At 39.1% G+C, this 23,469-nt stretch carries 26 protein-coding genes and 1 riboswitch; of the genes, 5 read left to right on the forward strand and 21 right to left on the reverse strand.

The window, feature by feature from the left end; all coding sequences use genetic code 11:
- Positions 1 to 12: 12 nt before the first annotated feature.
- From SG0102_RS10185 to SG0102_RS10200, 4 genes are all read right to left on the reverse strand, one after another.
- Positions 13 to 669 (reverse strand): phosphatase PAP2 family protein, encoded by a 657-nt coding sequence (locus SG0102_RS10185; RefSeq protein WP_125119821.1) that lies wholly within the window; start codon positions 667 to 669, stop codon positions 13 to 15.
- Complete coding sequence (locus tag SG0102_RS10190; RefSeq protein ID WP_125119822.1) at positions 669 to 2,261, reverse strand: peptide chain release factor 3; 1,593 nt, start codon at positions 2,259 to 2,261, stop codon at positions 669 to 671. Before SG0102_RS10190 ends, SG0102_RS10185 begins: the two co-directional genes overlap by 1 nt.
- A gap of 110 nt (positions 2,262 to 2,371) precedes the next feature.
- Positions 2,372 to 3,202 carry a hypothetical protein gene (locus SG0102_RS10195; RefSeq protein ID WP_125119823.1) on the reverse strand — a complete coding sequence of 277 codons (831 nt, stop codon included), beginning with the start codon at positions 3,200 to 3,202 and terminating at the stop codon, positions 2,372 to 2,374.
- Positions 3,203 to 3,261: 59 nt separating this feature from the next.
- The gene (locus SG0102_RS10200) at positions 3,262 to 4,479 is read right to left on the reverse strand and encodes an aminopeptidase (protein ID WP_125119824.1); all 1,218 of its coding nucleotides are present in this window, start codon (positions 4,477 to 4,479) and stop codon (positions 3,262 to 3,264) included.
- 261 nt (positions 4,480 to 4,740) lie between these two features.
- Between SG0102_RS10200 and SG0102_RS10205 the strand changes: the two genes are divergently transcribed.
- The gene (locus SG0102_RS10205) at positions 4,741 to 4,947 is read left to right on the forward strand and encodes a cold-shock protein (RefSeq protein ID WP_125119825.1); all 207 of its coding nucleotides are present in this window, start codon (positions 4,741 to 4,743) and stop codon (positions 4,945 to 4,947) included.
- Between the two features lie 222 nt (positions 4,948 to 5,169).
- Complete coding sequence (gene brxF, locus SG0102_RS10210; RefSeq protein WP_157983025.1) at positions 5,170 to 5,589, forward strand: BREX-3 system P-loop-containing protein BrxF; 420 nt, start codon at positions 5,170 to 5,172, stop codon at positions 5,587 to 5,589.
- A 33-nt stretch (positions 5,590 to 5,622) separates the two neighbouring features.
- On the opposite strand, the gene SG0102_RS10215 is transcribed toward brxF, so the two are convergent.
- Positions 5,623 to 6,141 (reverse strand): tRNA (mnm(5)s(2)U34)-methyltransferase, encoded by a 519-nt coding sequence (locus SG0102_RS10215; protein WP_125119827.1) that lies wholly within the window; start codon positions 6,139 to 6,141, stop codon positions 5,623 to 5,625.
- 40 nt (positions 6,142 to 6,181) lie between these two features.
- Entirely contained in the window at positions 6,182 to 7,432 is a 1,251-nt protein-coding gene (locus tag SG0102_RS10220) for a M15 family metallopeptidase (RefSeq protein ID WP_125119828.1), read from the reverse strand.
- 127 nt (positions 7,433 to 7,559) lie between these two features.
- Between SG0102_RS10220 and SG0102_RS10225 the strand changes: the two genes are divergently transcribed.
- Positions 7,560 to 7,850 carry a hypothetical protein gene (locus SG0102_RS10225; RefSeq protein ID WP_125119829.1) on the forward strand — a complete coding sequence of 97 codons (291 nt, stop codon included), beginning with the start codon at positions 7,560 to 7,562 and terminating at the stop codon, positions 7,848 to 7,850.
- A 16-nt stretch (positions 7,851 to 7,866) separates the two neighbouring features.
- Here the strand turns inward: SG0102_RS10225 and SG0102_RS10230 are convergent, their stop codons facing one another.
- A complete protein-coding gene (locus SG0102_RS10230) occupies positions 7,867 to 8,244 on the reverse strand; it encodes a S66 peptidase family protein (protein WP_125119830.1) in 378 nt (125 codons plus the stop codon).
- On the reverse strand, positions 8,232 to 8,846 hold the full coding sequence (locus tag SG0102_RS10235; protein ID WP_125119831.1) for an LD-carboxypeptidase: 615 nt from the start codon (positions 8,844 to 8,846) through the stop codon (positions 8,232 to 8,234). Before SG0102_RS10235 ends, SG0102_RS10230 begins: the two co-directional genes overlap by 13 nt.
- Before the next feature lie 88 nt (positions 8,847 to 8,934).
- Here SG0102_RS10235 and bcp point away from each other — a divergent pair, with 88 nt between their 5' ends.
- Both bcp and yaaA read left to right on the forward strand, forming a co-directional pair.
- The gene (gene bcp / locus SG0102_RS10240) at positions 8,935 to 9,387 is read left to right on the forward strand and encodes a thioredoxin-dependent thiol peroxidase (RefSeq protein WP_125119832.1); all 453 of its coding nucleotides are present in this window, start codon (positions 8,935 to 8,937) and stop codon (positions 9,385 to 9,387) included.
- Positions 9,384 to 10,121 carry a peroxide stress protein YaaA gene (gene yaaA / locus SG0102_RS10245; RefSeq protein ID WP_125119833.1) on the forward strand — a complete coding sequence of 246 codons (738 nt, stop codon included), beginning with the start codon at positions 9,384 to 9,386 and terminating at the stop codon, positions 10,119 to 10,121. Before bcp ends, yaaA begins: the two co-directional genes overlap by 4 nt.
- A gap of 22 nt (positions 10,122 to 10,143) precedes the next feature.
- Here yaaA and argF read toward each other — a convergent pair whose 3' ends face one another.
- The 13 genes from argF to SG0102_RS10310 all read right to left on the reverse strand — a co-directional run bounded on the left by argF (position 10,144) and on the right by SG0102_RS10310 (position 23,433).
- The gene (gene argF / locus SG0102_RS10250) at positions 10,144 to 11,127 is read right to left on the reverse strand and encodes an ornithine carbamoyltransferase (protein ID WP_125119834.1); all 984 of its coding nucleotides are present in this window, start codon (positions 11,125 to 11,127) and stop codon (positions 10,144 to 10,146) included.
- 106 nt (positions 11,128 to 11,233) lie between these two features.
- Positions 11,234 to 12,169: a TIGR00730 family Rossman fold protein gene (locus SG0102_RS10255; RefSeq protein WP_125119835.1), complete on the reverse strand. Its 936-nt coding sequence runs from the start codon at positions 12,167 to 12,169 to the stop codon at positions 11,234 to 11,236.
- Positions 12,160 to 13,599: an alpha-amylase gene (locus SG0102_RS10260; protein ID WP_125119836.1), complete on the reverse strand. Its 1,440-nt coding sequence runs from the start codon at positions 13,597 to 13,599 to the stop codon at positions 12,160 to 12,162. The genes SG0102_RS10255 and SG0102_RS10260 overlap by 10 nt, the downstream gene beginning before the upstream one ends.
- Before the next feature lie 55 nt (positions 13,600 to 13,654).
- Entirely contained in the window at positions 13,655 to 13,957 is a 303-nt protein-coding gene (locus SG0102_RS10265; RefSeq protein ID WP_125119837.1) for a hypothetical protein, read from the reverse strand.
- Positions 13,958 to 14,070: 113 nt separating this feature from the next.
- Positions 14,071 to 14,334 (reverse strand): metal-sensing transcriptional repressor, encoded by a 264-nt coding sequence (locus SG0102_RS10270; RefSeq protein WP_125119838.1) that lies wholly within the window; start codon positions 14,332 to 14,334, stop codon positions 14,071 to 14,073.
- 8 nt (positions 14,335 to 14,342) lie between these two features.
- A complete protein-coding gene (locus SG0102_RS10275) occupies positions 14,343 to 17,096 on the reverse strand; it encodes a heavy metal translocating P-type ATPase (RefSeq protein ID WP_125119839.1) in 2,754 nt (917 codons plus the stop codon).
- Between the two features lie 142 nt (positions 17,097 to 17,238).
- A complete protein-coding gene (locus SG0102_RS10280) occupies positions 17,239 to 17,577 on the reverse strand; it encodes a tetratricopeptide repeat protein (RefSeq protein WP_125119840.1) in 339 nt (112 codons plus the stop codon).
- Positions 17,578 to 17,635: 58 nt separating this feature from the next.
- Positions 17,636 to 17,839, reverse strand: a complete 204-nt coding sequence (locus tag SG0102_RS10285) for a hypothetical protein (protein WP_125119841.1) — start codon at positions 17,837 to 17,839, stop codon at positions 17,636 to 17,638.
- Between the two features lie 83 nt (positions 17,840 to 17,922).
- The gene (locus SG0102_RS10290; protein WP_125119842.1) at positions 17,923 to 19,254 is read right to left on the reverse strand and encodes an aspartate kinase; all 1,332 of its coding nucleotides are present in this window, start codon (positions 19,252 to 19,254) and stop codon (positions 17,923 to 17,925) included.
- A gap of 239 nt (positions 19,255 to 19,493) precedes the next feature.
- Positions 19,494 to 20,099 (reverse strand): ECF transporter S component, encoded by a 606-nt coding sequence (locus tag SG0102_RS10295; protein ID WP_125119843.1) that lies wholly within the window; start codon positions 20,097 to 20,099, stop codon positions 19,494 to 19,496.
- Between the two features lie 80 nt (positions 20,100 to 20,179).
- Positions 20,180 to 20,292, reverse strand: a riboswitch (FMN riboswitch).
- A 79-nt stretch (positions 20,293 to 20,371) separates the two neighbouring features.
- Entirely contained in the window at positions 20,372 to 21,433 is a 1,062-nt protein-coding gene (locus SG0102_RS10300) for a glycosyl hydrolase family 28-related protein (RefSeq protein WP_125119844.1), read from the reverse strand.
- Between the two features lie 969 nt (positions 21,434 to 22,402).
- Positions 22,403 to 22,729, reverse strand: a complete 327-nt coding sequence (locus SG0102_RS10305; RefSeq protein WP_179951168.1) for a hypothetical protein — start codon at positions 22,727 to 22,729, stop codon at positions 22,403 to 22,405.
- A gap of 512 nt (positions 22,730 to 23,241) precedes the next feature.
- Positions 23,242 to 23,433, reverse strand: a complete 192-nt coding sequence (locus SG0102_RS10310; RefSeq protein WP_125119447.1) for a hypothetical protein — start codon at positions 23,431 to 23,433, stop codon at positions 23,242 to 23,244.
- Between the last annotated feature and the right edge of the window lie 36 nt (positions 23,434 to 23,469).

A 23,469-nucleotide genomic window follows, 5' to 3' on the forward strand; every position in this document is an offset into this window, starting at 1 on the left:
ACTAGATAAAATCTAGTGCTTGTAGCGGTTATGATAATCTTTTTTGAAAATGTAGAGATCCTGACGATAAACGATAATATAGAAAACAAGCGCCATGAGAATCGCTAAAAGGACATCAATAATGCCATGCTGCTTGACGAAGAAGACACAGATACAGATCATAAAACATAAAAGGTCAGAAAAGATTTTTTGTTTATGGGTTAAATGATCGCTGTGGCTTAAAGCTAAGGCAAAGCCAATGGAATTATAGACATGGATACTTGGTAAGACATTGGTTGGCGTATCCATGAAATAAATAAAGTTTGTTAATATGCAGGCAATATTACGATTCGGTAAATGGGCTGGCCGTAAATCTAACATATTGGGATAAACGGCGGAAACGATCAAGAAGATCGTCATCCCGCTAAAAGTAAAGGTAATCAGTTTCAGATAATTCTTCTGATCAAATAAGAAGGTATACAGATAACTGAAAGCCATATAAGGGAACCACGCGTAATAGAAGAAAATCATCCATTCACAAAAAGGAATCTGATAATCTAACGGCGTCGTTAAAATATGATAATGGGTTGGCTTTAAAACATGCTCGATGACAAAGAAGCCTAATAAATAGACCACTAAGTACAAGGCACAAAGCAGATATTTGATATCAATATGCGCTTTTTTCTTCATTAGTTTTTCGAGAATTCGGCTAATTCCAGACCGCTATTACGTTCCGTAGCCCAGTTGATACCCCAGGTATTAGAGAATAACAGTAAAGTATTGCCCTTTAAATCTTCGACATACTTCGTATCCGAAGATAAGTTTAGAGTTTTGACATCAATATCTTTGTTTACAACCCAACGGATAAACTGATATGGCAATGGGGTATTGACAATTTCCACATTGTATTCGTTCTTTAAACGATACGCTAAGACTTCAAACTGTAAGACCCCAACGACGCCGACGATAATTTCTTCGAAACCGCCGCCCAGTTCGGTAAAGATCTGGATCGCCCCTTCCTGGGCAATCTGGGTAATCCCTTTGACGAACTGTTTACGTTTCATCGTATCGCGGTTACGAATACGGGCAAAATGTTCTGGTGCGAAGGTTGGAATACCTTCAAAGGCAAAATGTTTTTTGCCTGTCACAATGGTATCGCCAATGGAGAAGATGCCAGGATCGAAAACCCCGATAATATCACCAGAGTACGCTTCCTGAATTTCTTCACGCTCATCGGCCATTAAGGATTTGGACTGATTGAGTTTAATTTTCTTTTTCCCCTGAACGTGATAAACATCCATTCCTTTGGTAAACGTACCCGAACAGATACGCATGAAGGCCATACGGTCACGATGACGTGAGTTCATGTTGGCCTGAATCTTGAAGACAAAGGCACTGAAATCTTCACTCATCGGATCAATCGGACCTTCGTCGCTCATACGAGGCATTGGCGGCGTTGAGAAATCTAAGAAATGTTCAAGGAATGGTTCAACCCCGAAGTTGGTTAACGCGGAGCCAAAACAAACGGGTGACAGTTTTCCTTCATGGACGCGGTCTAAATCAAAGACAGCTCCGGCACCATCTAATAATTCCACATCATCCTGCAGCGTCGCATAATAGTCATCGCCGATGGCTTCTTTTAAGCTTGGATCATCCACAGCCGTAATGATTTCTTCAGCTTTATTGCGGGCGCCTTTAGAAGCGGCGACGAAGCGGATGACTTCGCGTTTTTCGCGTTCATAAACCCCTTTGAATTCTTTCCCGCAGCCAATTGGCCAGTTGATCGGATAAGTTTCCACGCCTAATTCCTGTTCGATTTCTTCTAACAATTCATAAGGATCTTTGGCTTCACGGTCCATTTTATTAATAAAGGTAAAAATTGGAATATGTCGCATTGCACAGACTTTGAATAATTTTCTCGTCTGATCTTCGACCCCTTTAGATGCATCAATGACCATGACGGCACTATCAGCCGCCATTAAGGTACGATAAGTATCTTCAGAGAAGTCCTGATGGCCTGGCGTATCTAGGATATTGATACAATAACCGCCGTAATTGAACTGTAAAACGGAACTGGTAACGGAAATCCCACGCTGTTTTTCAATTTCCATCCAGTCTGAAACGGCATGGCGCATATGCTGCTTGCCTTTAACCATCCCAGCTTCCTGAATCGCGCCCCCGTATAACAGGAACTTTTCTGTTAATGTTGTTTTCCCAGCATCCGGATGGGAAATAATTGCAAACGTACGCCGTTTGCTCACTTTATCTGTGAATGCAGACATGATATTTTCCTCCTTTTTTTATACACATCAATGTATGATATTTCATCCCCCTTCATTTGTCAATAAATTCCCTTCAAGACGCCAAAAAGTGATGAGAATTTCTCACCACTTTAATAAGCAAGGTATTTTGTTTTCGCATTCACTTGTACTTTCATATCATGGGCATCAAAGCTAATGATCCTAAAGTCTTCGACGTTTTTAAACGTTTTCATGGTCTTTTTCGTTCCTTTGAGCGTTTCTTTAATAAGCTTTATGCGCATTTTTTGGCCTTGACGCACGCTTGTAAAATAGTAGATCGACCCTTTCACAAAAGCTGTTTGATCACTCGCAGACTTGGTTGTTAAAACACGGATCAGCTGATCTTTATTATGGACGATCTGCCCTAAGATCAATTCATGTTCCTCTCTGCGGGTGACAAAGTACTGCTTATAAAAAGCTAACGGATGATTGACATACTGAAAGGAGCGATAAGCCATTTTCTTCGTTTTGCTATCAAAGACCATATAGCCATAGTTTTCCGACTGCATTGGTAAGTTTAACAAATATAGATTCTGCTTATACTTCATCTCTAAAAGCACACCTTGATCTTCTGATAAACCCTCATACAAAGTCGTTTGTTGACCTGTTTTAAAGATAATCTTTTTGATTTGATAATAATACTGATATCTAAATGGTGTCTCCCGATCCAACTTTTCTAAGAAATAGCCCTGAAGGCGACTGACAATGATGCGATCGGTCTTTAACGTCATGTTTTTCTTGCCATAGCGATAGATGACCTGACCATTTTTAGCCTGCAAAGTTAAAGCGCCGATTTTTCGTTTTCCTTCATGAAAGCTGTAGCCATACTCATTGCTTTGACCATAGTACATGAGATCTTCCGCCTGGACACTGTTTATTGTAATAAGGCTGAAGATCACCAATAATACAAGTAATTTCTTCATGAACATCACCTCTACCTATTATTTTAATAAAATAAGTTCATGAAGTAAAAAGAATCTGATTAAATAGCAAAAATACCATCTTTGAAAATCATCACCCTTGAGCCATCTTCTAAAGTGGCTTCGATATTTAAATCAGGGGTGCCAATCATAAAGTCCACATGATTTAAAGAATCATTAACGCCATGGGCATATAATTCTTCTTTACTCATTCCTACACCATCTTTTAAGCATTCTGCAAAGCCTTTACCAATTGCTAAATGACAAGCCGCATTTTCATCGAAGAGTGTATTATAAAATAGGATTCCCATCTGCGAAATTGGTGAATCATAAGGCACTAAAGCTGCTTCGCCTAAATAATGGGAGCCTTCATCTGTTTCAATCATACTGCGCAAAGCTTCTAAGCCTTCTTTTGCCTCATAAGCGACAATTCGCCCATCTTTAAAAGTCAAAGAGAAGTCTTTAATCAATGTGCCATTATTATTGAGCGGCAATGAGGCATAGACGATGCCATTGACATCTTTGAAGTTTGGCGAAGTAAAGATTTCTTCGGTTGGCATATTAGGGAAACTATAAAGGCCGTCAGTCGTATAGCTGCCGCCTCCCGCAAACAAGTAATCTTTATTCATCCCAACCGTTAAATCCGTGCCTAAGCTATTGGTATAATGTAATGAGCGAATCTTCATCGCATTGAGCTTATTGACACGATTTTCAAAAGAGACACGATGGAGATCCCAGGTTTTTAATGGATCAAGGGTATCGACATAGCAGACATGATAGATTGCCTGCCATAAAGCTTCGAGCGCTTCCTGATCACTCATATCCGGGAATACTTTATTAGCCCAGCGCTTAGATGGTGCACCAACGATACACCAGCGATCAATCATCAGATCCAAGTGATCATAGAATAACTTGCAGGCTTCATGCATGGTATTCATGCGCGTCTGCATCTTCATCGGATCAACTTCTTTAAACATTTCGGGATCTTCACTTGTAATCGATAAAACCGCTGCATGCTTTTTAGCATAATCATTATGTAAATCTACTAAATAGTTGGGCACTTCTTTAAAATAGTCGACATCATTATGCATATAGCGCGCTTTGGCGATTTCATCATCAACATAATGGGGAATAACATCGCGGGCTCCGGCCGCGAAAGCAGCCTTAGCGACGGCTTTGACTAATGGCGCACATTCCACATCTGCGGTAATGACGAGGTCCTGTCCTTTCTGAATATTCAATCCTTTTTTCACAATCAGCTGTGCATATTTATTGATCATATTTATTACCTACCTTTATGTATTCATAATAACATAATCTAGAAAACATTTCACGAATTATGAAATTATTGACACATTCCTGCGGTAATTTCCTATTTTCACGAAATGAGTGATAATATTTTGTGTTATCTTCTTGAATTTCAAACCGCGATATGTTACTATACCTCTAGCATTTCAAGACGTATTTTAGAGATTTATGAATGGCTTATTCATTGATTTTGGAAATAAAGAATGTGTGCAAGTTCAAGGAGGTATGTCAAAATGACTACAGGAAAAGTAAAATGGTTTAAAGCGGACAAAGGTTATGGTTTCATTACTGTTGAAGGACAGGCAAAAGATATCTTCGTGCATTTTTCCGCAATCAATGCAGACGGCTATAAGACTCTTGAAGAAGGTCAGACTGTTGAATTCGATATCGTTGAAGGCGATCGCGGGCCACAGGCTGCTAATGTCACTGTTGTAAAATAACCATTACGGAGGCTTCGGCCTCCTTTTTAATTATTTTTTTTTAAATGTCGTTTTTCCTTTTTTATGTAAGCGGATACTCTTATAATAGAAGTAGTTGGAAAGGATATATACGCTATCCCAGACGATTCAAGGGACATGAGTGGGATGAATACAAAAACATCAGGAAAATACGAAAGGAAAAGCTATAAATCCCTTTTTCCCATTTATAGCAGGATTAAACCCATGGACAGTTTAGTAGAGGCAATTGAGGGATCATATAATGGTCATCCCAAGCTAGTGCTTGTAGTCGGCAAGCCAGGAAGTGGCAAGTCGAAATTAGTAAAGGAATATTCACACAATACAGGTATTCCAATCGTTGACTTTTCAAAGGTCCTCACCGATGATCAGCATGATCTGAAGACAACTATGAAGGAATTTTTAAAGAATTACCGTTTTGACGTGTTATTAATCGACAACAAAGCCGCATTATATGATGCCCTCAACGATGACTTAAAAAATGTTTTAGACGATTTAGCAAAGAAAGTCACGGTCGTCGCCACTTGGAATGGATACATCAATGAAGGTAATTTGGCCCATATTGTCAACGGAGATGAGGTACTCTATCCACTTGATGGCTCATTTGAATATGTATTAGTACAATAGATGATAAATAGACCCGGCATAATAAGCCGGGTTTTAACGTTTTTCAATTTCAATAACATAAGGAGCTAATGGTTTATTAAGCATCTTAAATAAGGCGACATTATAGCAATGACGATCTAACTGCGCGCAGTAATCTGCCACGCTTTGCGCTTCTCTAGTCCCTTCTTCATGACCGATATAACAAACCACAAAGAGCACCTGACGCATCATTTTAACCACTTTTTCTAAGGCGATCATCGTCGTTTCCTGATGCGTTGTAATAAGATGATCATGAGCGGGTAAATACCCTAAATTAAAGATGCCAATATCAAATTCCTGAATGTAACGATCACAATGTTCATGACCATCTAAAATCAGATGGACATGATCATCAGACACTTTTTCTCTTGTCGCCTTTAAAGCTTCCTCCTGAATATCAAAGCTATACACTTCTTTGCAGATCTTTGATAAGGCTAAGGTATCATTGCCCTGCCCCATTGTAAAATCAACGCCGATATCATGTTTAGGATACGTTTTCATCCTTTCATGAACATATTCCACCATCGTATACATAGTCATCCTCCTCAAAAAAAGTCTGGATGGCCCAGACTTTCTACTTTAACTGTGGCAGTTGTCCTGTATATAAGACATATTCTTCAAGGCACCAGTTCTTTTCATGCATTAATGTAGCGGCTTTCGTGCCGACATAACGGACATGCCATGGTTCATTGGTAATCCCCGTCATCTTTGTTTTATCAGATGCATAACGGATAACAAAACCATATTTATAACAGTTTTCTTTTAACCATTTGTATTCTGAAGTAAAGCCAAAGACAGCGACTTTCTTCGTATCAACACTCTTGCTGGTAATATCGATCCCTAAACCGGTCTGATGTTCACTAGAGCCTGGGGAAGCTGCATTGATCGCTGCATAGGCTGCCCCATATTTTGTTTCCATCTGCTGGTAGATCTTCTGCTGTTCGCTATAGCTGCGGAAACAGCTGTTTAATAATAAGTATTCCTGATCCGCAGCCGCCGCTTTCGCCATTTTCACAAAAGCCTGATAAGCAACTTTGCGAAGCTGAGGATGCCCGTTTTCACTTGAGATATAAGCTTTATCTGGCATCACTAAATCACTTGGCTGATAATCGGATGGCAGCGTAAAGCCTTTTTTCACGATATTTAATAAGTTGGCAGGATTCTGAATCCGATATGTTTTTGTCACCTTATTAGAGCTGTAGATAAATGGATATGTTGTATAGATCACAGCATAATTGTAATTATGTTTCTGATTATATAACTTGATATATTTATCCATATCCTGATACTGGAAGCCAGTAACGGCTTTATAAGGCTTCATATCATTATAAGAATATTTGTGTTTAACCAAATAGGCCAAATCAGATTCCGAAGCATCTTTTAAAACGGTCCATAACTGACTGTTTGTGTAACCAACGGTCTTTAACTTTGGTACATAATTGGTAAAGTAGTTATCAATCGTTTTCACGACATCTTTACTATCCATCTTTGGATAATAACTATAATACTTTTCATAATCATCATACAATGAGACATTTTTCGATAAATCAATCCATGTCTTAATATGATCCACTTTATCTTCATGGGTTAAAATGGAAATCTTATCACTTGTTAACTCTAAGATCGCATTCTGTTCACTCCACGAATATCCTTTCGTCGCGAGCTGTAAGCGCGAGAAGTTGAACGCTAATACAATGCCTAAAACGATCACAATACCGGCAATGACGGGAATCAGACGATCCCAGCGTACTGAGCCGAAGCGGCGCCGACGCCCATAAGAATAACGGTTTCTGCCATAAGAATATTTATTTCTGCGATTTCTCATATATACGTCCTTTCCTTAATTCATTGCCATTATAGCCTAAAGATTCTTTAAATGCCATAAAAAAAACTGTTATTGCAATAAGGGGGTAATTATGGTATTTTATTACTGTTATAAAGGAGGCTCAACAATGCATTTTGTAATTAGTGTATTTGTTTCATTATGTATACTTGCATTAATCATTCTCTTTACTGAAGTCTTCCCAGTATGGGTAAAAGCATTCTTCGCTTTAGGCGGCAGTGCCACAACAGGTTATGCCATCGCCTTATTGATTAAGAAGATCGCTAAAGTTACAAAATGGTACAAGGCACCAGATCTGATGCTATCATTTGGGATCGCCAGTGTATGCGTCCTGGTGATTGTCATCATTTGTTCCATCATTCTTAAAAAACGAAGAGATAAAAAACAGGCAGCTGCATAAATCGCAGTTGCCCTTTTTATTTATAATAATATTCAATTTTCAAACGTTCCTCATAAGTCACCTTTGCGTTCGCACCAGAAATAATAGGCATAGTCGGACCAATATGACCAAAATCACAATCGAAGAGAATCGGGATATCGATATCCTGAAAGATATCTAAGACGGCATTGTACTCATCAACGCCAAGCATGGTCACACCCATGCCTGAAAGCGGTCGGCCAAGCATAAGACCACTGATATGCTTAAACCAGCCAGCTTCTTTAAGCTGCCAAAGGGCACGTCTGATCCCTAAGGGATTAAGATCACAGGCTTCCAGAAACCAGATAACATGATGTTCATCTTTTTCTTTGACCTGATCAAAGCGGGTACCTACAAGATTCGCTAATACATCCAAGCATCCCCCAGCAGAACTCCTTTCATTTGCACATAATCAACCTTTTGGCCATGATGATAGGCAGTTATTATTTTGGGCTTTTTCGCAAAATCATCAAGGCTGTAGTAAGGATAATCAGACGTATGGTGACAGGTTCCCTGCATCATCCCTAAGGCTTCCCTGGTACATTTATTCATCAAGGCAAAGTCAAGGATATGGGGCCCATAGATGGACATTACATCGCACAACGTATTAAGCGTAAAAGTCATATTCGTATTATCACTAAAACCGCAAAACCATTTGGGCGATGCATTTTTGAGTTGAACGAAATCCATATGCGAAAGTGTTTCGCACATCAGCTCCCCGCCGCTAGCAGAGATGATCGCCTGATACTGTGGATTTACATAGGCTTCCATGAGTTCCTGGGCGCAGCTTTCTGGGCTGGTGGAAATGCCTAAGCCATCACTTTTAAAGACATTCTCTAAAATGTCTACATGATAACCTTTCTTTTCTAAATTTTTAATCGCTTGCGCTAAGATGGCATGTTCCTCTTTGCGGATACCAAAAGATGGTGCAACAACCGCAATGGTATCACCTTTTTGTAAAGATGCTGGTTTTCTCATATAATCACTTCCTTATATTCCTATTTTAACGCATTTTACGCCTTTATACATGATGATTATGTTAGAATAGGAACAGGAGGACAAATATATGTTAGAAATAGGAACAAAGGCACCCGATTTCAGTTTACCTGATCAGGATGGTGTCATGCATACTTTAAGTGAATACAAAGGACAAAAGGTGATTTTATACTTCTATCCCAAAGATAATACCAAAGGCTGTACAACCCAAGCCTGCAATTTTGCGGAGCTCTATCCGCAAATTCAGGAAAAAGGCGCGATTGTCTTAGGCGTTTCTAAAGATTCCATCAAATCGCATAAGAATTTTAAGGAAAAATATCATTTGCCTTTTACCCTGCTTTCTGACCCGGAAGTAAAAGTCATTGACGCCTATGGCGTCTGGCAGGAAAAGAAGATGTATGGACGCACCTATATGGGCATCGTCCGTTCCACGTATCTGATTGATGAAGAAGGCATCATCGTCAAAGCTTTCGAGAAAGTCAAAGCGAAAGATAATCCTGAGCAGATGTTAGAGGTCTTATGAGAATCATCTTATCCCCTGCCAAAAAGATGCGCATCGATGAAGAAGCACCGGGATTAAGCGCGCCATCTTTACTTGAAAAAACCGCTGTTTTGGAAAAGTATTTACGCGCTTTATCCTTTGATGAGGCCAAAGCCTTATGGAAATGCAGTGATAAACTGGTTCAGGAAAATCTCAAGCGCATTGAGGTAATGGATTTACATCAGCGTTTAACCGCCGCTTTATTCGCCTATGACGGCCTGGTTTTCCAGCATATTGGAGCTAATATCATGACGCAGGGCGCCTTAGACTACTTAAATGATCATTTACGCATTCTCTCCGGTTTTTACGGGGTCTTAAAGCCCTCTGATGGGATCACCCCTTACCGCTTAGAAATGCAAAATAAAGGTGCATTCAATGATACCCATTCGCTTTATGATTTCTGGGAGGATACCCTTTATAAACAGGTGATTGATGACGATCATCTGATTATTAACTTAGCCAGTAAAGAATATGCCAAGTGTATTACCAATTACTTACAGGATGGTGACAAGCTCATCGAGATCGTCTTTGGAGAAATGAAAAACGGCAAGCTTATTACCAAGGCTACCAAAGCAAAAATGGCCCGCGGGGAAATGGTGCGTTATATGGCGCTTAACCAAATTACGGATATAAACCTGTTAAAGGAATTTCAGGAAATTGGCTTTGTCTATAATGAAGACTTATCAACAGATACAAAATATGTCTTTACATGTTAAAAGCAGGGAAGCCCCCTGCTTTTTAATCGCCTAAAGTGGCAACCATCACTGCTTTAATGGTATGCATTCTATTTTCAGCTTCATCAAAGACAACCGACTGTTTACTTCTAAACACGTCATCTTCAACTTCACGAATATCGAGACCTTTTTCTTTTTTCAGACGGGCAGCCTCGGTTTCGAAATCATGGAATGATGGCAGACAGTGCATAAATAAAGTTGTCTCTTTTCCGGTTTTGGCCATTAATTCCTTAGTAATCTTATATGGTTTTAACATCTCTACACGAGGCGCATATAATGATTCGTCCTCGCCCATGGAAACCCAGATATCAGTATACACAACATCGGCATCTTTTAAGACATCTAAATCATGACTGATCGTAAATGATCCGCCAGAAGCCTTCGCTTCTTTTTCACAGTATGCCTGTACCTCTGGATCCACCTGCAAGGCATCAGGACCTAATAAGACAAAGTCCATCCCGACTTTGCAGGCCCCATAAGCCAAACCATAAGCCACATTATTACGGATATCCCCAACAAAAACAAATTTCACTTCGTTTAATGGTTTATTGAGATGTTCTTTAATCGTTAAGAAATCCGCTAAAGTCTGCGTAGGATGATCGACATCAGTCAAACCATTCCAAACGACAGCGCCGGAATACTTGGCAAGATCTTCGACAGTTTTCTGGGCAAAACCGCGAAATTCAATGCCATCATACATACGGCCTAACACTTTAGCTGTATCTTCGATGGATTCTTTATAACCCATCTGGGAATTAGATAAGAAAGTGACATGGGCTCCTTCATCATGGCCAGCTACTTCAAAAGCACATCTGGTACGGGTGGATGTCTTTTCAAAGATCAGACAGATGTTCTTGTTTTTTAAATGATAGTGATACTCGCCTGCCTTTTTTTCTTCTTTTAGCTGCTTTGCGAGATCAACTAAATAAAGAATTTCTTCTTTAGAATAATCTTTTAATGTTAAAAAATGTTTTCCTTTTAAATTCATAGAAAGCCCCCTTTGTGTGAGAAAATTATACAAGAGATATCATAAAAGTGCAATACAAGTTTATGATATACAATATTTGATCACGATTATTTCTTATAATACAAAATTATGAGTCAATAATCTTTGTCAATTCTTCTAACGAATCGACGAAGTGGACTTCTGAGCGATGAAGGCTGGTGAAATAGCCTTGCTCCACCATCTCATCATAAAAACGCATCAGCGGATCATAAAAGCCATTGACGTTATAAAAACAGTAAGGGGCATTTAAACGACGTAAACGCACTAAAGAAATGACATCGCTGATTTCCTCTAACGTGCCGGGGCCGCCTGGCAATGCCACAAAGGCATCGGCAAGCTCAATCATCTTGTCTTTACGCTCTGATAACGTCTCTACATCGATATGATGTTTGATGCGCGGATCTTCTTCACGTTTTAAAAATAATGGAGAAACGGAAATACATTGGCCTTGATGATCTAAGGCAGATAGTGAGACATCCCCCATATTACCAGCATGACCACCGCCATACACTAAGGTATGATGATGATCACCAATCCAGGCGCCTAATTCCTTCGCCGCCTTTGCGAAAGCAGGATCTTTGCCATGAGTTGAGCCGCAGAAAACAGCTATTTTTAAAGAGCAGCCTTCTAATGTTTTCCAGTCTAACTCGCCATTATAATATTTATCAAGAACCTGTTTGAAAATTTGGATCTCCGGATCGGCTTTATGAAATAAGGTCATACAGGACTGTACTTTTTTCGCATCCAGGATGCCAAAAACTTCGGCTGCACTGCGCCCTTCGACATTATAAAAAGCAGTCGCAATCTCAATGAGACGCTGTTTAAGTAACGGCTCTTTTAAATAAGCGCGGGCTTCACTTAAGCCCTCAATGCCATAATACTGAGCATTGTAACTGCGGCCTAATCCTTTTAACTGCGGGAAGGTATACCAGATCCAATGCGTGGTCTTATGTCCATTTTTCACTTCTTGTAAAGCTCTCGTAAAATCTTTATTTTGTGCTTCAATAAATCTCTCTAATGCCATGTCTCTTCTCCTTCCAGATGATAAATACTTAAACTGCCATCATTCACGAGGAAGATCCCTTCCCCATTTTGACTGATATTAACGTAATGGGTGCCATCATAAAATGTTTCATTGGCATACTTAGTGCCGACATACATTCGTTTCTTACCGCCTCGTGCATTGGTTAATAAGACGACAAAGCCAGCAGTGTTCTCCCCTTCAAAGCTCCAGCCGATTAAATCCGGATGATCTAAATAATCATGCATTGCCCCGCTCATATGATGCATACGTAAATCAAGCATCTCATCAATCAAATCCTTTTTGGGAGCAATCCCATCATGAGGAATGCCATCATAGTCCCCCGCAAAAACGCAAGGATAGCCGGCTTGACGTAATAAAATCAAGGCGTAAGCCTGCGGCTTAAACCAGTCATCAATGAAAGACTGTAAACCTTGTGAAGGCTGGGTATCATGATTATCCACAAAAGTAACCGCATAATCACTTGAGAAGGAGACTAAGGTACCATCAAAAATGCGGCGCATATCATAAAGGCCATTGGAATGTGAGGCATTATAAAAGTTATAATGCAGCGGGACATCAAAGAGCGACATTGCATAATTCACGGCAATTAAATAATGAATCAGATGGCCCAAATCACCATGCCAGTATTCACCCACGGTAAACATTTCCCGCTTTGTATAATCGCGCATCGCGCTTAGCCATTCTTTATAAAAATCACTGCTGATATGCTTAACCGCATCTAAGCGGAAACCATCCAGATGCGTGGTATCATAATACCACTTCCCCCATTTTATGCATTCTTCGCGTACTTCTGGAACGGAAAAGTCCAAATCAGCACCCATTAAATAATCAAAATTGCCATTTTCATCATCGACGCCATTGTTCCAGCTTTTACTGTCAAAAAGAAAGTCGGCGTGTTTATGACCTTTGATATCATAATCGATGCCATCAAAATCCTCCCAGTTCCAGGTAAAATCAGAATACTTGCCATGGCGAGCCGGAAATGTAAACTTCGTGGCCACTTCAATCTGCTGATCGTTTGATACCACCTGATAGCGATCACTGGCGTTGACTTCTTTGGCAGACACCATTTCATTTTCGTCAGCGCCCATCTTATGATCTAAAACGATATCGCCATACACATCAATGCCAGCATCCTGCAGCGCCTTAATACAATCGAGGTATTCCTGACGTGTACCATATTTCGTCCGGATGCTGCCATGGGCATCAAATTCACCTAAATCATAAAGATCATAGGCCCCATAACCGTCATCATTCTCACCGCCGATGCCTTTATAAGCCGGTGGCAGCCAGATGGCGCTAAAGCCCGCCTGCGCTAAGGCGGACGCTTTTTCTTTGAGGGTTACCCATAGATGAGGATCTTTCGGGGTATACCATTCAAAACTTTGGAAAATTACTCCATTCTTCATTTTACATCACCACTTTTAGTATACTCCAAAAAAACGATGACGTTAAAAAAAGAGGTTAAAAATGATTAACCTCTTTCACAAACTTCGATAAATAAACACTCACATAGCGAATCAGAAAAACACCGGTGATCGCCGCGACTAAATAAAAAGCGCAGCCCAGGGCGAAAGTCAACTCAGGCATGAGTGTATTAAGGCGACTGACAAAAGCCAGAATATATAATATGAACATCAACACTAATAGTGCTATACCAGCCATATAATAACTGGCACGATTGATATCTGTATGAATATAATGAAGGAATTTATAAATGAATAATGCACCAAAACCGCAAAAGATCAATGTGATAGCGAATGTCATAAGAACCCTCCTCTTACTATTTGATATTCAAATTATATGAACATATAATAGCATAATTATTAAAGAAATCAAGCCCTTTTGTAATAATGTGAAAATGAAAAAATAAGTTAGCCCTACTGAGCTAACTTATCAATCACTTTGACCATTTCTTCAATTTTTTCTTCGCGGTTTTCTTCATCAACCGCTTCTAAGACGCAGCTGCGCATATGCGCCGCTAAGATTTCATTATTGGCTTTTTTCAGTAAACCAATCGTCGCCATCAGCTGAGTGGAGATATCAATACAGTAACGGTCATCTTCCATCATTTTCAAAATGCCATCAATCTGCCCTCTGGCCGTTTTGAGATAGCGTTCGACTTTTTTATGATCAGCTTTCATACAATCACCTAATCATAGATTTTGCCAACGGTATAATCAGCATCTTCAATGGCTTTTTTGAGGGTTTCATCATCAACTGGTTTGCTTAATGTGACATAAGCTTTCTTGTCTTCTAATGAGACATTCGCTGCCACGCCATCTAAGGCATTTAAAGCGTTGGTGACATGTTTGACACAGTTATTGCACATAATATCAGGCACTTCAATGACTTTATCATAAGCTTTCTTAGCGGTAATATTTGTCACTTTGTAACCTGCTTCATCAATCGCTTTGATGATCTCATCATCACTGGCCTCACCCTTTACATAGGCTTTGTTTTCATCTAAAGAAACGATCGCTTCTTCACCTAAATTTGTCAAAGCTTTGGTGACATGTTTAACACAGTTTTCACACATCATTCCTTCAACATCAATCGTTTTATCAGCTTCTTCTTTTGTAAATGTACGCATTGGTACGTCCTCCTTATCATTTTCTATATGCACATGCTTTTTCTCATGTACTTGCTTATTTTCCTCATAGGCTGCCGGTTTAAAAAGTCGTAAACGCAAAGCGTTAGAAACGACGAAGACGGATGAAAAACTCATCGCAAAGGCACCTAACATTGGTGATAACTGCCAGCCAAAGGCATGGTAGAAGACCCCCGCCGCAACGGGAATACAGATGACATTATAAAATAATGCCCAGAATAAGTTCTCTTTAATATTTTTAATGGTTGCATGAGATAAGTCAATAGCCACAACCAAATCATGCAGATTATTTTTCATTAAGACGACGTCTGCCGCATCAATGGCAATATCCAGACCACTGGTGAAAGAAACCCCGATATTGGCTCTCGTTAAGGCTGGCGCATCATTGATGCCATCACCAACCATCGCCACCTGATGGCCCTGATCCTGTAAGCTGCGCACGACTTCTTCTTTATCCGCTGGCAGAACTTCTGCCTTGACGTCCATGCCAAGCTGATGCGCGATCGCCTGCGCCGTGACTTGGTTATCGCCTGTTAACATAAGAGTCTTAATACCACGTTCCTGTAAATCATGCACCACTGCTTTGGCTTCCTCTTTGATTTCATCCGCTAAAGCCATTAAGCCCGCGTAGCTCCCATCAATAGCAAAGTATAAAACTGTTTTGCCTTCCTTCGCATAATCATGCTTGCTTTGAACAGGAATACCTTTTTGGTCCATTAAACGTTTATTGCCGGCAAAAATGGCTTTTCCAGCAATCGTTCCGGAAAGACCGCCGCCGGGAATTTCCTGATAGTCAGTAACAGTTAATGGGGTGATCTCTTTAAATTCACAAATCGCTTTCGCTAAGGGATGCGATGATAAGCTTTCTAATGATAAAGCATAGTCGATCAAACGTTCATCATACACTTCGACATCCGTGACTTGCGGTTTCCCATAAGTAAGGGTGCCGGTTTTGTCAAATACTACGGTATCAATTTTAGACGTGTTTTCTAAAGTTTCCGCATCTTTAACGAGGATCCCTAACTTCGCGCCGCGGCCAGTTCCAACCATAATCGCTGTCGGCGTCGCTAAGCCTAACGCGCAAGGGCAGGAAATAACAAGTACCGCAATGGCGCAGTTCAAGGCAAAGTTAAAGCTTTGCCCCAGCACCATCCAGGCAATAAAGGTCAATAACGCAATGCCAATCACAGCAGGAACAAAGTAACCAGAAATGACATCAGCTAAACGAGTGATGGGCGCTTTGGAGTTGCCGGCTTCTTCAACGAGGGCAATAATCTGCGATAAGGTGGAGGCTTCATTGGTTTTCATACATTCAACAATGATCCGACCATTTTTATTGATCGTTGAACCAATCACTAAATCACCAACCGTTTTATCAACAGGAATCGATTCCCCAGTAATCATGGATTCATCAATCGAGGCGTTGCCATCGATAATTTTTCCATCGACAGCGACGCTTTCCCCGGTTTTTACCACAACCTGATCACCGACACGAATATCATCGATGGAAACGATCTTCTCTACACCATGATCAAGCAGTGTCGCTTGGCTCGGTGCTAAGTCGACTAAAGCATTGATGGCATCACTGGTTCGCTTTTTCGAACGGGCTTCGAAATATTTCCCTAAGGAAATCAAAGTGACGATCATTGCGGCTGATTCAAAATATAAACTCATATGATAGCTATGCGCTTTATTCAAATCAAGTTTACCCATATAGTAAGCCATCATATACATCGCATAGACACTATAGCCAAAGGATGCACCAGAGCCAATAGCAATCAAAGAATCCATATTAGGAGCTAAGTGGAATAATGACTTAAAGCCGCCAATAAAGTAATGACTATTGATGCCTAAGACAATCATACATAACAGCAACTGCGTTAAGGCCATAATCATCATATGGGCATGACCTAAAAAGATATCCGGAATACCTGGCCAATGCATCATGGAACCCATTGATAAGTAGAATAATGGCACGGTAAAGATGAATGACGCAATCAGAGACCGCTTGCGTTTTTTGAGATCTTCATCTTTTCGGGCATTGATGCTTGCAATGTCCGATGAGACAGCTTCCTTTTTTTCGCTGTTTGCCAGCGCGGCATCATAGCCGCCTTTACGAACCGCCGCAATGATATCATCACTGCTCAGTTTACTTTCATCGTAATCCACTTCCATATTTTCTGAAAGCAAATTGACATTACAGTCCCGTACACCTTCTAAGTGTGAAACGCTTTTATTAACATGAGCCTGACATGAAGCACATGTCATACCCATAACATCAAATTTTTGTTTCATGTTATACCTCCCCACCCCCTGTAGGGGTTATCTACTTGTATTATAGAGGCTTTATAAAAAATGTAAAGCGATATAATCAAAAAGATTCTCTGAAAGTATCAGAGAATCTTAATCAGCATCTTGAAAGTGATCATAGAAGGAATCAATCCTGTTCGCTTCCTAAGCCAAGCTGATAACAGCGTGAAAGAAGGATTAAGGCGCGAGGTTCTTCATATTTTGCGGCAAAATGCAGTAAATCAATCGCCTGCTCAAGATCTTTTTCGACGTAATGTCCAAACAAATATATTTCACCTAATAAAGCCATCGCTCTTGGCACTTTGCGTTTAGCGACTTCTTTGAGATAAGAAAGCGCCCGCTCAGTATTTTGTTCAACCGCCACCCCTTCCAGGTAACATTCGCCAATTTGAACATATTCATTTTTATCACAATGCTTAGCATATTTCGCAAAGGCCTGATCAAGATCACGCGGCGACGATGCCAAAATATCGATGAGCCAAGCGCCAGTATAATCGCCACAATCTCTTGCTTTTTGAGGTAAGCTAATCCTGTATTGAGATCTTTAGGGGCCCCTTCACCTTCGCGCTATTCATAATGGCTGCGCGCAGGACTGTTTCACGTTTTTCTCGATAAGGATTCACCAAATCGTATTCTTTCAGCCGTTTCTGATCATTTTGACAATGACTTTTAATCATCATCGTCGCTAATTTAAAATGTTCTTTGATATTATATTTGTATTGATCCATTTTTTATCACCTTCCCCATTTTAAACATATCTTTTCTAAGACGTAAAAAACTGAGGTCTAGTTCAGACCCCAGTAAGCATCTTTTAGAATTCTTCCTCTTCCTCAACGATGAAAGCATTATAGATCGCGCGAAGCGCATCTTCGAAGTAAACATTACGAACCCCAACAATGATATTTAATTCGGAAGAGCCCTGATCGATCATCTTTACATTAATCTTTTCTTTCGCTAAAGCGGTAAACAGTTTCGCCGCAGTGCCACGGTTGGCTTTCATCCCGCGTCCGACAACGGCAATTAATGCTAAATCGGATTCAAGATCAATCTTATCCGGATGAACGGCACGATGAATGCCAGAAATAATATCCTGTTCATGTTTAATGAATTCTTTCGTATTGACGATAATCGTCATGGTATCGATACCTGATGGCATATGTTCGAAGGATAAGCCATATTCTTCGAAGACCTGTAAGACTTTACGACCAAAACCGATTTCTGAGTTCATCATATCTTTTTCGATCGATACGGTCGCAAATCCTTTTTTACCAGCAATCCCGGTAATGATATGGGCTGGACGATGCACGGTTGATTCTACAATCAAAGTGCCAGGATCCTGAGGTCGGTTGGTATTTTTAATGTTGATAGGAATACCTGCCGAACGCACTGGGAAAATGGAGTTTTCATGTAAAACACTTGCCCCCATATAAGATAATTCTCGTAATTCCGCATATGTGATCGTTTCGATTGGTAATGGCTTTTTCACAATCCGTGGATCAGCGATTAAAAAGCCTGATACGTCTGTCCAGTTTTCATATAAATTGGCATTAGCACATTTAGCGACGATCGAACCTGTGACATCACTGCCCCCTCTTGAGAAAGCTTGAATTTCTCCTGAGTCATCATTTCTGATGCCATAGAAACCTGGAATAACCGCATATTCATGTTTTTCTAATTCCGCAGTTAATAATGGATCCGTCTTTTTCGCATCATAGTTCCCTGATTCATCAATGCAGATGACATCTTTCGCATCAATGAAGTCAAAACCTAAATAATTAGCGAGTAATAGACCATTGAGATATTCGCCTCGTGAGACGACATAATCAAAACCAACACCTGCTTTAATCGCATCATGGATGGTTTTGAATTCCTCATCTAAGGAATAATCTAACCCTAATTCATCAATAATTGCCTGATATCTTCCCCTAATGGTTTTAAAGATCTCCTCAAAATCGGCTTCATCACGATGTGAGAACGCTAAAATCAAAAGATCTGTCACCTTTGTATCTTCTTTATTTCTTTTCCCTGGTGCACTAGGGACAACAAAACGGCGACTTTCATCAGCCTTGATAATGTTATAAACTTTTTTAAACTGGGTTGCATCAGCTAATGAAGAACCACCAAATTTAACGACTTTAAGCATAGTTTCTTTCTCTCTCCCTTATTTTTTAATAGAATACCTTTGTTTTCGTCATTAATCAATATTTATTTTTAGTTTTTTGTATAAAATACGAATCAAATGATACATTTTATGAATATCATAATAATATTCCTTAACTTTTTATAAATACCCTTAAGACGATGAATCGAGACTCTTCTATTATAAAACAAAAGTGGTTATTCCTCATCAGTTTTTTAAAAAAAGTCCTTTACGCAGGACTTTTACTGGATATATTTCTTAATCACACCGCTTAATGGTTTGTAAATAAAGAACGTGATCAATGAGACTAACCCATACTTAACAATATTGAATGGGAAGACACTCGTTGTAAACATCGTTAATTCATTAGAAACCCAAGGGGCCACCGCATGGGCCATTTTAATAATATTCGCCATCGACATATGGAACATTTCGACATAGAATGGGAAAATCACTAACCAGTTTGAAATAACCGCAATCACACTGGTACACAGTGTTGAAATGATCAAACCAATAACCGCACCTTTTTTCGTGCGATGTTTACGATAATAAGCACTGGCAATCGCTTCAAATGAGATCGCTAAGATTAAATTGGATAATTCCCCAACATACATTGTCGAGGTTGGCTTAAATACTAACTTTAAGGCAATCTTAATGACCGCTGTCACTGCCCCTAAGGCTGGGCCAAATAAGAACCCGCTCAATAAAATAGGTAAATCTGAGAAATCGAGTTTAATAAACTCTAACGTGAATGGCAAACTGATTTCAAAGAACATCAGAATCGCCGCAATCGCCCCCAGCATTGCCATCATCGTGATGGCTCTTGTGTTTAGTCTTCTTTTTTGCATTTTTTCCTCTCCTATGATGCGAAAAAAAATCCCCCAGAGACTATACTCTGGGGAATTGAAAAAGTTCTAAAATATAAACACATCATCTTTTTCCATCCGGACTATACCGTCGGTACTGGAGTTACACCAGTTCATGCTTACGCTCGCGGACTATCACCGCCGATCAGGAATCTCACCTGCCCCAAAGACTATGTAGTTGTACTACGTGTTTTATTATAGTTTTTCTCTCTTCGTTTGTAAAGTGCTTTTTAGTTCAAAAGAACTGATTCTCTTTAATGATCAACAACTCCTGCAAAAACACAGTTATTAGCCGTAATAGTTGGTGAGCCAAAGTAAGCATAAACATCCGGGAAGTTTTCATTGGTTAAAGTGACTTTACCGCCTTCTCTAACATCAATGCCATAAGCTTTACAAGTAGCACTGTTATTTGAAGAATTGACATCATCAGAATGATAATAATCAATAAAGTTACGGGCAATATTCTTCCCTTTATTACCGCTGCATGTCACCTTCTTGATGTTATCAAGTTCGATCGCATCGCCACGTACATTATTGACCACATTATTCTTTACAGTAAAATTCTTATGCATATGGCTATAATACTGTGACTCATTATGATGAGAGCCAATCCCTGATAATACATTGTTTAATTGACAGTTTGATACCGTAATATTTGTACAAACTGTATTATCATTTGGCAAGCTGGTTCCCTGCCCTTTAATAGCGGAATCAAATTCAATCGCTAAACCGCCAATTAAATTTTGTGATCTCTTCTTACCAGTGTAAAGATAATGATTAGAAATATTAATATGATTAATCGTCGCATTCTTCACGGCATTGACCTCAATAATATGCATACCTGAGAAGTTCTTCCAGGTCATATTCTTAATTTTTAAGTTATGACCATGATCAACTTCGATCCCTTTGTGATAATTCTTTGCGTTGTCCTTATGAATGCCGCCATCCCAGGTGCCGCCTTCAATCGTCACTTTACTAAAGCCCGTATACCCTTTCTTTAAAGGATGGAAAACAATAAACGCATTTTCTGGATGTTTCGCAAAGAATTTCTTCTTCATAATCGTTTTCTTAGAAGCTTTTAAAGTAATATTGCGACGTAAATAGATCTGCTGGGAATAGAATGTTCCCTTAGGAATCGTCACCGTCGCCCCGCTTGGCGCACTATCAATCGCTTTTTGAATCGCAGCCGTATCATCTTTTTTGTCATTTGCTTTCGCTCCAAAACTGGTGACTGAAATGGTTTTGGCGCCCGCTGGCATACTCATTAGTGATGAAAGCACTAAGGCCACCGCAAAAGCCGATAAAGTCTTTTTCATACAATTTCTCCTCACAAATAAAATGATGCATCACCAAGATACTTATGAGAATAAATATTCCGATCAGTATTTGATGAATCTCTTTCACATGAAAGCATCATGTGAAATTCCTCCATTGCCTTTATTTTATCACTTCGTCTGTAAAAAAGGAATGTCCAATCTCTTGCATTCCTACTAACTGCCTGCTTTTTATTTTTATCATTTTCATATTTTTAGATGTTATGCACGCTATGTGCATAACTATATTTTCATTGATCAAAGCACCACAAATTTGCCAAAGTAAATTCTATATTAAGATTTTATGAAAAAGTCGTGCACAAAGCTGATTAACTGCTTTACCCTTATTTTAATAATATTATAAGGTTATATAATTCATAAATTATCATATTCTATTATTTTGGAATTCCTTTTTTACTAAGATTAGTTAAATGAGACAGCGTTTTCAAACGCCGCCTCACTTTTAAAATATTATTTTATTTCTTATTGTAAAGTCCTTTATTCTAAAAAAAAGCAGAGCTTAGATCATTGAGCTCTGCTTTTCATTTCATTTTAGTTCTATTTCATTTCTTATTGTAGATTGACAATTATGTCACTCTACAATAAGGGATGAAATAAAACTGCCACTTTTCCTTACTTTTGTATTGTTTCCTACAATAAGGAATAAAATACAATATTAAAGTATTAAATATGCAGTTACAATTCAAATGAAATAGAATTATAAATCAACATGTGTAAATCTACAATAAAGTTGAAATAGAAACATTTTACTAGACCGTATTTCAATAATTTTTCATTTGTTTTTATAGATATCGATCGAACCACCATCTTTATTTTTCCAATATATCCATCCACATTCTATTTTCAAAGCTTTCAGATCATGTTTTTCCTATTTTAATTTCCAGGAACAACCGTTGACATCACATAAATAATTCCTTTTGCAATTATTAATTTTCCTTTCCAAACAGTTCTTCAAGTTTTTCTTCCAGCATCCATTTCGGCATAAGGAAGCGTATTGCACAGTTTAAAGTGTGAGCGATCCATTTTATGACCAGCATTAAAGCCGAAGATAAAGTTCATGGCGATTCTGTAAATGATGGAAGTTGGCGCTAATCCGTAAACCTGCTTTGAGAAAATGTGCTGCAGGCGAGCATTATCATCACGATACTTTTGCTTCATCTTAGTGCTCGTATAAAGCCTTCTGACAATTTCAGCCGGGTACAATCCTGATTTCATATAGAGATCAATGAACGTCTTTGAATCATCATCAAAACAGCCAGGATAATAGCGAAGACCCATCAGCCAGATTTCTCAGACTGTGAGTCTTCGCTAACAATGCGCTCAGTATAGTGGGAGTTTTATTTACTCCAAAGGCCTATAAGTTTTCGTGGGGAGGTGCAAACCCTACGGTTTGAAAAACCCCAAAAAACTGGATAGCCTATGCTACTTTAAAGCGCCATTTTTTAACGCTCTTCAATCATATTTCATTAGTGATCATGTTCGTCAAGAAGATAAAAGACATAATCAATTAAGTATATTTGTATGATACAAATAATAAGGGCAATCGTCGCTACTATTATAGTATGTTTCGTAAAGCTCATCAAATAGAAGTAAAAAACGATTGTAATCAACATCATAAGTGATTTCAGATAGCGATAATGTTCTTGATGATGACATATTATATTCCAGATTTTTTTCATATCAATTATCTTTTCAATTAATGTGATAAGGGAGTACTTTAATGGCTTATGATAATTCAAATGTTTTCAAAAGGTCTCTAGCTAGAGACCTAATTGATTCAACTTAAAAATTCATTTAAAAAAATTTCTGGTAGCCTGACGGTCAGCCTCCATTCTTGCTTTCGCAATTCTCTCTTCATTCTCTCTTTCTAATTTAACTCGTTCAGGATCATAAGCCGGTTCTGGCTTTTTAGAAAAATGAAGATAAAGCGCAATTGCAATAAGAGCTACAAGAATGATAATGATAAAAATTAAAATAATCATAAAATCAACCTCCTTAGATTAAAATGATGAATCTAA

It is taken from the genome of Intestinibaculum porci, from assembly GCF_003925875.1.
GTDB lineage: Bacteria > Bacillota_I > Bacilli_A > Erysipelotrichales > Coprobacillaceae > Intestinibaculum > Intestinibaculum porci.